8 protein-coding genes are annotated in these 12,872 nt (G+C 38.5%); 7 read left to right on the forward strand and 1 reads right to left on the reverse strand.

The features are described 5' to 3' along the window. Window positions 1–158: 158 nt before the first annotated feature. From araA to DRF61_RS00135, 5 genes are all read left to right on the forward strand, one after another. Complete coding sequence (gene araA / locus DRF61_RS00115; protein WP_111952793.1) at window positions 159–1,655, forward strand: L-arabinose isomerase; 1,497 nt, start codon at window positions 159–161, stop codon at window positions 1,653–1,655. 21 nt (window positions 1,656–1,676) lie between these two features. Then, entirely contained in the window at window positions 1,677–2,837 is a 1,161-nt protein-coding gene (locus tag DRF61_RS00120) for an aldose epimerase family protein (RefSeq protein ID WP_111952796.1), read from the forward strand. Between the two features lie 3 nt (window positions 2,838–2,840). Beyond that, window positions 2,841–4,568 (forward strand): sodium:solute symporter family transporter, encoded by a 1,728-nt coding sequence (locus DRF61_RS00125; protein WP_111952799.1) that lies wholly within the window; start codon window positions 2,841–2,843, stop codon window positions 4,566–4,568. Between the two features lie 87 nt (window positions 4,569–4,655). After that, a complete protein-coding gene (locus DRF61_RS00130) occupies window positions 4,656–5,300 on the forward strand; it encodes a 3'-5' exonuclease (RefSeq protein WP_111952802.1) in 645 nt (214 codons plus the stop codon). Between the two features lie 46 nt (window positions 5,301–5,346). Next, window positions 5,347–7,254 carry a DUF294 nucleotidyltransferase-like domain-containing protein gene (locus DRF61_RS00135; RefSeq protein WP_111952805.1) on the forward strand — a complete coding sequence of 636 codons (1,908 nt, stop codon included), beginning with the start codon at window positions 5,347–5,349 and terminating at the stop codon, window positions 7,252–7,254. A 2-nt stretch (window positions 7,255–7,256) separates the two neighbouring features. On the opposite strand, the gene DRF61_RS00140 is transcribed toward DRF61_RS00135, so the two are convergent. Then, window positions 7,257–7,943: an NUDIX hydrolase gene (locus DRF61_RS00140; protein ID WP_111952808.1), complete on the reverse strand. Its 687-nt coding sequence runs from the start codon at window positions 7,941–7,943 to the stop codon at window positions 7,257–7,259. 521 nt (window positions 7,944–8,464) lie between these two features. Between DRF61_RS00140 and DRF61_RS00145 the strand changes: the two genes are divergently transcribed. After that, window positions 8,465–10,837, forward strand: a complete 2,373-nt coding sequence (locus tag DRF61_RS00145; RefSeq protein WP_111952811.1) for a glycoside hydrolase family 127 protein — start codon at window positions 8,465–8,467, stop codon at window positions 10,835–10,837. Window positions 10,838–10,892: 55 nt separating this feature from the next. Beyond that, the gene (locus DRF61_RS00150) at window positions 10,893–12,800 is read left to right on the forward strand and encodes a sialate O-acetylesterase (RefSeq protein WP_111952814.1); all 1,908 of its coding nucleotides are present in this window, start codon (window positions 10,893–10,895) and stop codon (window positions 12,798–12,800) included. Window positions 12,801–12,872: the final 72 nt, after the last annotated feature.

Raw genomic sequence — 12,872 nt, forward strand, 5'->3', positions numbered from 1 at the left:
ATTAGTCATGAAAATTTTTTTATTAACGGAAAGCAAACCTATAAGGTTTAATAAAACAAATTATTTAAACAGAACCCGAAGGGTTTAATATCAATAGCCGTAGGTAAAACCTATGGTAAAATATATAACAATTATTTATCAATTATCATTTATATTATATGTTAACACCTCTCAATACCAAAGAAATCTGGTTCATCACAGGAAGCCAGCATTTATACGGACCTGAAACATTAGCGCAGGTTTCTGAACACTCAGGAAAAATTGTTGAAGCGCTCAATAGATCTTCATCAATTCCTGTAAAAGTGGTTCTGAAGCCAACCGTAAAAACTACAGAAGAAATTTTTGAAACGCTTACAGCTGCCAATTTTGCAAAAGATTGTATTGGAATAGTGACCTGGATGCACACATTTTCACCTGCAAAAATGTGGATTCGCGGATTGACGGCTTTACAAAAGCCAATGCTGCATCTACATACACAGTTCAATCAGGATATTCCCTGGTCTACAATGGATATGTATTTTATGAACCTGAACCAGGCTGCTCACGGTGACCGTGAATTTGGGTTTATGGTAAGCCGTCTTCGTAAAAACAGGAAAGTAGTTGTAGGACACTGGGCAGAGGAAAGAGTTCAGAAACAAATCGGAGAGTGGAGCCGTGTTGCAGCAGGCTGGAACGATTGGCAGGGAGCGAAATTTGCCCGTTTTGGAGACAATATGAGGTATGTAGCCGTTACAGATGGTGACAAAGTAGAAGCGGAAACAAAATTCGGATTTTCAGTAAATACCTGGGGAATCGGAGATTTAGTGAGCGTTGTCAATGCTATTGGTGAAGGTGAAGTAAAAACTTTAATTGAAGAATATGAAGCTTCTTACAAAATGGCAGATTCTCTGCTTTCGGGAGGAAGCAACAGAAAATCACTTGAAACTGCTGCGAGGATAGAATTAGGACTGGAAAAGTTCCTGAAAGACGGAAATTTCAAAGGTTTTTCAGATACTTTTGAAGACCTTCACGGATTGGAGCAGCTTCCTGGAATTGCTGTTCAAAGGTTAATGGAAAAAGGCTACGGTTTTGCCGGAGAGGGCGACTGGAAAACAGCAGCTTTAGTCCGTGCAATGAAAACAATGGGACAAGGTCTGGAAGGCGGAAACGCATTTATGGAAGACTATACTTATCATCTCAATCCTGCAAATCCCTCAGTTTTAGGTTCCCATATGCTGGAAATTGACCCTGTTTTAGCGGTTGATAAACCATCCTGCGAAATTCATCCGTTGGGAATTGGAGGCAAAGCAGATCCTGTCCGTCTGGTTTTCAATTCCAGAGGAAATATTGATTCTCTGAATGCTGCTCTTATGGATTTCGGAAATCATTTCAGACTGTTAATCAATAAAACAAAAGCATTGGAAATTACCGAAGAATTACCAAAACTTCCTGTAGCAAGAGTTCTTTGGAAACCACTTCCGGATTTGTATACAGCTGCAGAAGCATGGATTCTGGCTGGTGGAGCACATCATACGTGCTATAGTGAAAACATCAGTGCAGAGCAGTTGGAAGATTTTGCGGAGATTGCAGGAATTGAATCCCTGGTTATTGATGAAGATACAAAAATCCGTGATTTTAAGAACAGTCTTCGCTGGAATGAAATTTATTATCGTTAATCTTGCAATACTATTCAAACTATGAAAATAATAAACTATAATCTGATTATTGTTGCAGTTTTATGTATTCTCGGATGCAGCAAAAAAGAAAACATTAATCAGCCTCAAAAAGAAAATATGGAAAAGATACAGGTTTCAGATTATGGAGTGACTGCAAAAGGCGATTCCATTAAAAAATACACCTTAACCAATAAAAACGGGATGAAAGTGGAAGTCATCAATTTTGGAGGAATTATCACCTCATTGACAGCTCCTGATAAAGATGGTCACTATGAAGATGTCGTTTTAGGCTTTACAAAGCCTGAAGATTATTTCAACGGAAATCCGTATTATTTTGGAGCATTGATCGGACGTTTTGGAAATAGAATAGCCAACGCGAAATTCATTTTGGAAGGCAAAACCTATGATATTGATAAAAATGACGGACCAAACAGTCTTCACGGTGGAAAAGAGGGTTTTCACACCAAATTCTGGAACATTGAACCTGTTAAAGGTGCGAAATTTCCAACTATAAAGCTGACTTACACGAGTGCAGACGGCGAAGAAGGCTATCCGGGAAAATTATCTACAACGGTATTCTACACATTGACAGAGGACAATGCATTGGAGATTTCTTACGAAGCAACGACGGATAAAGCAACATTTGTTAACCTTACTCAACATTCATATTTCAACCTTTCAGGGAATTTTACAAAAACGATTACTGATCACGAACTGCAAATTAATGCAGATAAATTTTTACCTGTCAGTGAAACGTTGATTCCAACCGGTGAACAAAAACCTGTAAAGGGAAGTCCGTTTGATTTCACGGTTTCAAAACCAATCGGAAAAGACATCAATGTTACAAATGATGATCAGCTGAAAAAAGGAAAAGGTTACGACCATAACTGGATTCTGAATGGAAACGGAATGAGGAGCATCGCAAAAGTCTATCATCCTGAGTCAGGAAGAGTGATGGAAGTTCTTACGGATGAACCGGGTGTTCAGTTCTATTCCGGAAATTTTCTTGATGGAAAGTTTGACACGAAAACAGGAGGGAAAAATGAATTCCGAACAGGCTTTTGTTTAGAAACCCAACATTTTCCGGATTCTCCAAATCAACCTTCTTTCCCTTCAACAGAACTTAAGCCGGGACAGAAATATCAGACTAAAACGATTTATAAATTCTCAGTTAAAAAATAAATTATGGGAAACTTAGCAACTATTGATATCATCATATTTCTGATTTATTTTGTGGTGGTAGCCGGTTACGGAATTTGGATCTACAACAGGAAAAAATCTGCAGCTACAGGCAGTAAAGATTATTTCCTGGCAGAAGGTTCACTTACCTGGTGGGCGATTGGTGCCAGCCTGATTGCGTCCAATATTTCGGCCGAACAGTTTATAGGAATGAGTGGTGAAGGATTCTTCGTAGGCATTGCTGTCGCAGCTTACGAATGGATTGCAGCCATTGCATTGATTATTATTGCGGTCTGGTTCATTCCTATTTACCTTAAAAATAAGATTTATACGATGCCCCAATTCCTTGAAACCCGTTACAACAAATCGGTTTCACTGATTATGGCGGTTTTCTGGCTGTTTCTGTATGTGATTGTAAACCTGACCTCCATTCTTTATCTGGGAGCTTTGGCCATTGATACATTGCTGGGCGGAGATAATCTTCATATCATTATGATTGGGTTACTGCTCATGGCCTTGCTGATTGGTCTGGGAGGAATGAAAGTAATCGGGTACACCGACGTTATTCAGGTAGCGGTTTTAATTATCGGAGGTTTTGCCACGGTTTATATGGCTCTTCAGATTGTTGACCAGAGAATTAACGGAGCCGCTGTAGGAAATGCTTTCGCAGGTTTCCAGACATTAATTAAAGAAGCACCACAGCATTTTAAGCTCATTCTTGATAAACCGACTACAACCACCACAACTCTGGCAATGCCGGAGAACGTGAATGTTCAGAAATATGTGGTTTTACCTGGATTGGCAATGTACTTTGCTGGTCAGTGGATTGTTAACCTGAATTATTGGGGATGTAACCAGTACATTACGCAGCGTGCTTTGGGAGCAGATCTAAAAACGGCAAGAACCGGAATTTTGTTCGCGGGATTTTTAAAATTATTTATGCCGATTATCGTGATGCTTCCGGGAATTGCAGCCTATGTTTTATATACGAAAGGGCATCTGCCAGGTTTCAACGGTGTAAAAGATGGCGCCTATTCAGCCATTTTAGGCTTCTTGCCAACAGGGCTGAAAGGACTTGCGGTTGCAGCGCTTACTGCAGCAATTGTAGCATCTTTGGCAGGAAAAGTAAACAGTATTTCGACCATTTTTACTTTGGATATCTATAAAAAATATCTGAAAGCAGATGCTACCGAAATCCAGATGGTAAGAACAGGACGCTGGGCAATCATTATCGCCATGTTTGTGGCTCTGGCATTTACATGGACAGATGTCCTGGGAATTGGAGGAGAAGGTGGTTTCACATTCATCCAGAAATATACCGGATTTATCAGTCCCGGAGTTTTTGCTATGTTCCTCTTGGGAATGTTCTGGAAAAGAACAACAGGAACGGCAGCTTTGGTAGGCGTTCTTCTTGGCTTTTTACTGGCTATTTTCTTCAACAGTTTTGCAGTAGATATTTTCGGGAAAGAAACCTGGCTATACACTGCTTTTACCTATGAAAAATTAGAAAACGGAGTCGTTCATACGATCACGGAAATTCCATTTTTGATTAATATGGGTTGGTCATTCTTTATTACAGTTGTTGTTATGGTTCTGATCAGTTTGGCAGGTCCGAAAGTAAATCCTAAAGCTTTCGCTATAGATGCAACCATGTTTAAAGTAGATTCCAGAACATTGGTTATGATTGTAGTAACAGTTCTTTTACTGACTGCACTTTATGTGAGATTCTGGTAATTAATAAATAATTTATAAATAGGATGTCATGATTGGCATCCTATTTTTGTTAAAGAGTCTGATGATTTTGTAATTTTAAATAAAGTTTTGAAAAAATATCTCCTTTTTATCGATACCGAAACAACAGGAATTCCGAAACGTTGGAATCTTCCTTATTCTGAAACAGACAACTGGCCATCAGCAGTTCAGGTTGCATGGATCTTGTACGATGAAACCGGGAACAAAATTAAATGGGAGAATTTTTATATTTATGATGAAAATTTAAAAATCAGTGCACAGTCGGTTAAAGTACACGGGATTACCAAAACGTTTTTGAGTAAAAACGGACAGAACCGGAAATTGGTTTTAGAAAAGCTTTCGCAAGATATACAGCAATATCAGCCGCTCATAACCGGACATTTCACAGAATTTGATATTCACACGCTAAGCTGTGATTATTACAGGGCAGGTTTGGAAAATCCTTTTCAAAAAAGTTATTTTTACTGTACGATGCTCAAAAGCAAAGGCTATGCTTTGAATCCTGAAGCAGATTACTTCCGGCTACCACAGCTTTACGAGTTTCTTTTTAATGAAAAGATGGAACGCTCTCACGATGCTGTGATTGATGTAGAAATGACAGCAAAATGCTTTTTTGAGATTCGTTCCCGTGGAGAAATTTCAAAAGATGAACTTCAGAATATCCATCACAAAATTGAAAGTAAATTGAAATTTTTAGATAAAATCAATAAGTAAATGAAATAATTTATTAATCTGAATATATGCCACCTATTTAATCATTATGGAAGAAAAAATTATTTCGCTATTAAAAGTAACAAAACCTTTTAATCTTCTGCCTGAAACGGTTCTTGTCGAAATCTCTGAATCGCTTACAAAAACTGAGTTTTCTAAAGATACATTGGTGTTTCGTCAGGAAGTAACCGAGATGAGAGGGGTTGATATTATTTCATCTGGAGAATACGAAACTTTCTTTTTCGATGCTGCAGAAAACAAAAGATGTCTGACCAGACATTATCCGCCTTACTGTTTCGGCGGAATTTCAGTTGTTCTGAACCGGGTCCGTGCACTAAAATCTGCGATAGCTAAAAAAGGAACTGTGGTTTACACCTTACCCAGAAAGGAGTTTTATGAATTATGCAATGCCTACGACAGCTTTTTTCATTATTTCACTTCAGATTTTGGTATAAAAATGCTGGATGAAGAGTTTTCGCACTTTGTGAAAACCCCGGCTACTTTTGAAGAAAGTTATTTTGCTGCCGATCAGCTGTATTCCAGAAAAATAGAAGGCATCGCTTACAAAAGTATTGTGTCATGTGAAGAAAGCACACCCGTTTTTGAAGCCGCTAAAATGATGGCAGCCAACAAAGTGAGCTGTATTTTTATCAGGAAGTCACAGAGTGACGAGATTATCGGTTATGCGACAGATATTACTTTACGGGATAACGTCATCGCCCGCTGCCTGGATTCAAGAACAGCCATTTTGGAGGTAATGGATAATCCAATTGTCAGTATTTCCAGTGATGCTTACCTGTATGAAGCGGTTCTGATGATGTTTAAAACCAAAACAAGATATCTTCTGGTAAAAAATAAAGATGAATATGTAGGCTTCCTTAGCAGAAACCGTTTGCTGAGCGAGCAGGCGCAGAGCCCGTTGGTGTTTATCCAGTCTGTAAAGCAGGCAGAAAATACGGAAGAGCTCCGCAAAAAATGGAACCAGGTACCTGATATCATCAATCAGCTTTTGGGTAGGGGAGTTCACGGTGAAATTGCCAGTCAGGTTATTACCACCATTGCAGATACAATTACAGGAAAAGTGATAGAAAAGGTCATCAGACAGATAGGAGAGCCGCCTGCCAAATTTGCCTTTATTGTCACAGGAAGCGAAGGAAGAAAAGAGCAGACGCTGAATACCGACCAGGACAATGGAATTATCTATGAAGACAAAGCCAACGAAGACCGGGAAATGGTAAGGGAATATTTCCTGGATTTTGCCAGAAAAGTTTCCGACGACCTCAATACCATTGGTTTTGAATACTGCAAAGGTGGCTTCATGGCGAGCAATCCCAAGTGGACGCATTCTCTTTCTCACTGGAAAAGAAATTATACCCAATGGATTGAAAAATCTCTGCCTGAAAGTGCGATGAATTTTTCCACATTTTTTGATTTCCGTTTTATTTACGGTGATGACGCTATTGTCCGTGAGCTGAAAACTTTTATCAAAGAAAAACTGGCTTCGCCCAATCAGCTGTTTTTTGCCCATATTGCTAAAAATGCACTGCAGTATGAACCACCATTGACCTTTTTTAAAAGAATAAAGACCCAGACTATCGGAAAATCAGAAGTCTTCGACATTAAAACGGCGATGTCTCCAATTGTAGATCTGGTTCGGGTCTACGCGCTGGAAAATCAGCTCGAAATTGAAAATACTGGGGAAAGAATGAAAAAATTAAAGGAAATCGGAATTTTCACACAGCAGCAGTATAATGAGATGCATCAGTCATATTATTATCTGATGGCGCTCCGGCTTAAAAACCAGGCCAATCAAATCAATATAGATAAAAAGCGCCCTGATAATTATGTGGAAATTAGTAAACTTACTAAAATAGAAAGAGTAACACTGATCGAAATTTTCAAGACCATTGCCAATTTTCAATTGGGAATCAAAGTGAAATTTACCGGAAATTTCTAAGACTAAATTTTAAACATAAAGCCTTCCGAGATCTTCTTACTGTATTTCTCTTCATCAAAAGTGTAGAGAAAAGATCCTTTTTTAGACGAGTTCATATCTTTTTCATTAGTTTTTACAAGAACATCCAAAGCATTGATTTTGCTGGTAAAATTCCGTTTGTCATATTTTTCATCAAAAATAGCTTCGTAAAGATTCTGAAGGTCTTTCATGGTGAATTTTTCAGGGAGAAGCTCAAAGCCAATCGGCCTTGTCGTTGCTCTTCTTCTCAGTCTCAAAACAGCATCTTTTACCATTGCGTTATGATCAAAAATAAGATCGGGACGGTCTTTCAGATCAAACCATTTCGCACTGTATTTTTCGTTGATCTGAATATTGTCCTGGATATTGATTAAAGCATAGTATGAAATCGACATAATTCTGGCAGTAGGCTCCCGGTCAACTTCTGTGTAAGCTTTCAGTTGTTCAAGGTAGATGTTTTCAAGTCCGGTCAGAGCATTCAGAACACGGTTGGCAGCCTGATCGGAATTTTCTTTATCATCAACAAATCCTCCCATCAGTGACCATTCTCCCTTTTTGGGCTCGAAATTTCTTTTTACCAGAAGAATTTTAAGGTTTTCTCCACCAAAACCAAAGATAATACAGTCTACTGCGACAAGATGTTTGGGATAAGTAAGATAATTTTCTTCCATCAAAATGATTTTAAACAAAGTTAATTCTTTTAATGTAGATTTAATATGAAAAATTAATAAATGTATGTTAAACACTTTATATTTTTCTTAATACTCATTTTGATGATTTGTAGTTTCAAATAGTATTTTGGGGAATTATTTTCATCATTTAAATGAATTATTTGTTGAAATAATGGTAAATCCTATATGAATGCAATGTTAAAAATATGTTAAAATTTTGATCCGGTATTTCATTCTGCTTTTTTTCAGGGTTATTATTAAAATACGATAAGCCCGGATATAATTTTTTTCCGGTTTTTATAAACACACGATATGTATTTTGATAATGACAGGATTACATTTATTTAATTGATATTCTATAGTTTGTCTATTCTTGTTTTTTATGATAAGGTAAAGGTTTGTAAAAGTTTTTTTACTTATTTCAAAATGCGTTTTCAAAAGGACATATTGCTAAACGGGGAAAACTGTTTGCTATCTGGATACTTTCTTTTATTTTAGAAATGTAGAAATAACATTTATTAATGAACAAAAAATCACTGATAGTACTTCTGGGCTTTACTACGGCTTTTGGACAAGTAAAGAAAAATGTTAGCTACTTTCCGCTCAACAAGGTTCATTTGTCCGAAAGTATTTTCAGCCGGGCGATGCTCACGGATGAGAAATATATCCTGGCAATGGATGCAGACCGGCTTCTGGCACCCTATCAGAAAGAAGCTGGACTTAAACCCGGCAAAGAGAACTATCCCAATTGGGAAAATACAGGATTGGATGGTCATATCGGCGGTCATTATGTGTCTGCTTTGGCATTAATGTATGCTTCTACAGGTGATTCAAAAATAAAGCAGCGTCTGGATTATATGATTGATGAGCTGGAGCGTTGTCAGAATCTTTCAGGAGACGGTTATCTTTCGGGAGTTCCGAATGGTAAAAAAATCTGGAAGGAAATTGCCGGCGGAAATATCCGGGCAGCAACTTTCGGTTTGAATGACCGTTGGGTTCCTTTATATAACATTCACAAGATATATTCGGGTTTACGTGATGCCTATTGGTATGCGGACAGTGGGAAAGCAAAACAAATGCTCATCAGGCTCACGGATTGGATGGCTGAAGAAGTTTCCGGACTTTCCGATGCACAGATTCAGGACATGCTGCAAAGTGAACACGGCGGTCTGAATGAAGTTTTTGCTGATGTTTACGACATTACAAAAAATGAAAAATATCTAAAGCTTGCCCGCCGTTTTTCTCATCTTGCGATTCTGAATCCACTGCTGAATGGCGAAGATAAACTCACCGGCATCCACGCCAATACACAGATTCCGAAAGTGATTGGATTTAAACGCATTGCCGATTTGGAAAACAATAAAGAGTGGAGCAATGCCGCCGATTTTTTCTGGAACAATGTTACGCAGAAAAGATCAGCTGTTATCGGAGGAAACAGTGTCAGCGAGCATTTCAATCCGACCAGTGATTTCAGCGGAATGATTAAAAGTATTGAAGGTCCCGAAACCTGCAACACCTATAATATGCTTAAACTCTCCAAAGAATTGTACGCAGCCAATCCAAAATCATCTTATGTGGATTATTACGAAAAGGCTCTGTACAATCATATTCTTTCCACACAAAATCCCGGAAAAGGTGGTTTTGTCTATTTTACACCGATGCGTCCCGGTCATTACAGAGTGTATTCCCAGCCGGAAACCAGCTTTTGGTGCTGCGTAGGTTCCGGAATGGAGAACCATGCCAAATATGGTGAAATGATCTATGCGTATTCTGATGAAGATCTGTATGTAAACCTGTTTATTCCTTCCGTTTTAAAATGGTCTGAAAAGAAAATAATTCTGAGACAGGAAAATAATTTCCCGGAATCACCATCTACGAAACTAATCTTTGATGTTGTATCAGCCTCAAATATCAATTTAAAATTAAGAGCGCCGGAATGGTCAGATGCCTCTCAAATCAACATTTCAGTAAATGGTAAACACATCAATGTGCCTGTGAATGCTGAAGGGTATTTTAGTATCAAAAGAAAATGGAAAAAAGGAGACGTGGTCGAGATGAAAATGCCGATGCATCTTGCCGCAGAACAGCTTCCCGATCATTCAGATTATTTTGCGTTTAAATATGGCCCGGTTGTTTTAGCTGCCAGATACGGAAAAGAAAACCAGGACGGACTTTTCGCCGATGACAGCAGGGGTGGACATATCGCGCATGGTCCACAGATTCCTTTAAATGAAATTCCAACTATTTTAGGTACTTCCGCTTCGGTTTTAAATCATTTGGAAACGGTTAAGGGAAAAGATTTGACCTTCAGATTGAGTGGTCTGTATCCCCAGAATAAATTCAGTAACGGACTGGAATTAGTTCCATTTTATAAGATTCATGAAGAGCGCTACATCATTTATTTTCCTCAGGCAGATCAGGATAAGATTGAAAAGATTCAGAAGCAGAAAGCTAAAGAAGAAGAGGAAATCCGAAAGCTTGACAGCATCACTTCAGATAAAGTTCAGCTGGGTGAGCAACAACCGGAATCAGATCATTTCATCGACAGCAAAAATTCCAATACCGGTTATATGGAGGACCGCCATTTCCGTGAGGCAAAAGGCTGGTTCAGCTATCAGATGAGAAACAAAGATAAAAAGGCAAAGTATCTTTATCTTCTTTATTTCGATGCCAATACCAACCGAACGTTGAATGCGGAAATTAACGGAATCAAGGTAATTTCTAAAAATTTCGACGGAAAACTAGGCAGCTCTCCACAATCATTATTAATTCCAATTCCCGAATCTGAAAGTCGTAAGGAAGTTCTGACAGTAAAATTGAATTCAGGTGAAAAATCCCTTACCCCGAAAATCATCGAAGTCAGATTGCTGAATCAAATACCAAATAAAAACTAAACAAGTCTTGTCAAGTTTTTAAACCTTGAGAAAACTACAAAATATTCCAATCCATATGAACAATAGATTTAACAAAATTTTAAGCTTGCTGCTCTGTATATTCTGCATTTTCATTGAAGCTAAAATCAGGCTTCCCGCATTGGTTTCAGACGGAATGGTTCTGCAGAGAAACCAAAAGCTGAATGTTTGGGGAAAGGCTGATGCCGGAGAAAAAGTAGAAATTAAATTCATCAATAAAAAATATAGCACAACCGCCGACCAGGCCGGAAACTGGAAAATTCAGCTTCCGGAGCAGAAAGCAGGCGGTCCTTATACAATGACCATTAATGAAATGACATTGAAGGATATTCTTATCGGCGATGTCTGGCTGGCTTCAGGACAATCGAATATGGAACTTCCGATGCGCAGACTGACACCGCTTTATGCAGATGAGATTAAAAATGCAAATAATCGGAACATCAGATTTTTCACTGTTCCACAAAAATATAATTTTAAATCACCTCAGACCGAGCTTGATGGCGGCAGGTGGGAAGCAACCAATCCACAGACGATTCTTAATTTTTCCGGAGTTGCCTATTTTTTTGCGAAAGAATTAAGTGAAAAAAACAAAGTTGCCGTTGGAATTATCCACACCAGTTTGGGTGGTTCACCAATCCAGGCCTGGATGGATGAAAATTCCCTGAAAAAATATCCTGAATATCTTGACGAAGCCAAAAAATGGCAGAATGACGGTTTAATAAAATCTACAGAATCTACCGAACAAGCGTTAAGCAAAGCTTGGTACACAGAACTCGACCAAAGCGATATCGGATTTAATCAACATTGGGAAAACTTCGACCTAAACGATTCTGATTGGAAGACGATGCAGATCCCCGGTTCTTGGGAAGATAAAGAGGGTTCTTTTGAAGGTTCGGTTTGGTTTAGAAAAGAAATTAATTTAACCAAAAATCAGGCAGGAAAAGCCGCCTTTTTAAATTTAGGAAGAATAAAAGATGCTGATGTCACCTACATCAACGGAACAAAAGTCGGAAATGTAACCTATGAATATCCGCCTCGCTGGTACAATATTCCGGCAGGTATTTTAAAAGAAGGCAAAAATGTCATTGCCGTAAGAATTACAAACGGAAGCGGAAAAGGGCAGTTCATTGCTGACAAGCCTTACTATCTTGATATTGATGGAAATAAAATCGATTTAAAAACCGAATGGAAATATAAAATCGGGGCTAAAATGGAAAAAATGGCTCCCGGACAGACCTTCATCCGTTGGAAACCGACAGGGTTATACAATGCAATGATTCACCCTTTAATCAATTATAATATCAAAGGGGCGATTTGGTATCAGGGCGAAAGCAATACCGGAAAACCAAAAGAATACGGGGACTTGCTGACCACAATGATTCTGGACTGGCGAAACAAATGGAACCAAAAAGATTTGCCATTTTTCACCGTACAGCTGGCCAATTTTATGGAACCGAAAAACCAGCCTGTCGAAAGTAATTGGGCAGAGCTCAGAGACCAGCAACGTCAAGTTTCGCTGAAAGTTCCAAACACAGGACTTGCCGTAATTATTGATTTAGGAGAGTGGAACGACATTCATCCGCTTGATAAGAAAACAGTGGGAGACAGACTGGCTTTACAGGCATTAAAAGTGGCATACAGAAAAAATATCACGGCAGACGGACCGGTGTACCAGTCAAGGAAAGTGGAAGGAAATAAAATTATGCTCTCTTTCAGACCCGGAACAGATGATTTTGAGCCTGTTTCAGAGCTGAAAGGTTTTGCTGTCAAAAGTGAAAACGGTAAATATGAGTGGGCAAAGGCCAAAGTGGAAGGTAATAAAATAATGGTTTGGAACGATGATGTAAAAGAACCTTTCGCTGTTCGCTACGACTGGGCAGATAATCCCGACGGAAATTTGAAAAACAAAACAGGACTTCCTGCATCACCATTTACTACTGAATAATTACTAAACCAAACATATAATAAAGGCGGATTTTATTCTATGATCTGTCAGTCTATAAATCTTTTTATCTAA

The organism is Chryseobacterium lathyri (assembly GCF_003290185.1).
GTDB lineage: Bacteria > Bacteroidota > Bacteroidia > Flavobacteriales > Weeksellaceae > Chryseobacterium > Chryseobacterium lathyri.

What these genes read in the sequence shown, in the direction of transcription:
- araA (WP_111952793.1), top strand. Translation starts at nt 159, where the DNA reads ATGTTAACACCTCTCAATACCAAAGAAATCTGGTTCATCACAGGAAGC.
- DRF61_RS00120 (WP_111952796.1), top strand. Translation starts at nt 1,677, where the DNA reads ATGAAAATAATAAACTATAATCTGATTATTGTTGCAGTTTTATGTATT.
- DRF61_RS00125 (WP_111952799.1), top strand. Translation starts at nt 2,841, where the DNA reads ATGGGAAACTTAGCAACTATTGATATCATCATATTTCTGATTTATTTT.
- DRF61_RS00135 (WP_111952805.1), top strand. Translation starts at nt 5,347, where the DNA reads ATGGAAGAAAAAATTATTTCGCTATTAAAAGTAACAAAACCTTTTAAT.
- DRF61_RS00140 (WP_111952808.1), bottom strand. Translation starts at nt 7,943, where the DNA reads ATGGAAGAAAATTATCTTACTTATCCCAAACATCTTGTCGCAGTAGAC.
- DRF61_RS00145 (WP_111952811.1), top strand. Translation starts at nt 8,465, where the DNA reads ATGAACAAAAAATCACTGATAGTACTTCTGGGCTTTACTACGGCTTTT.
- DRF61_RS00150 (WP_111952814.1), top strand. Translation starts at nt 10,893, where the DNA reads ATGAACAATAGATTTAACAAAATTTTAAGCTTGCTGCTCTGTATATTC.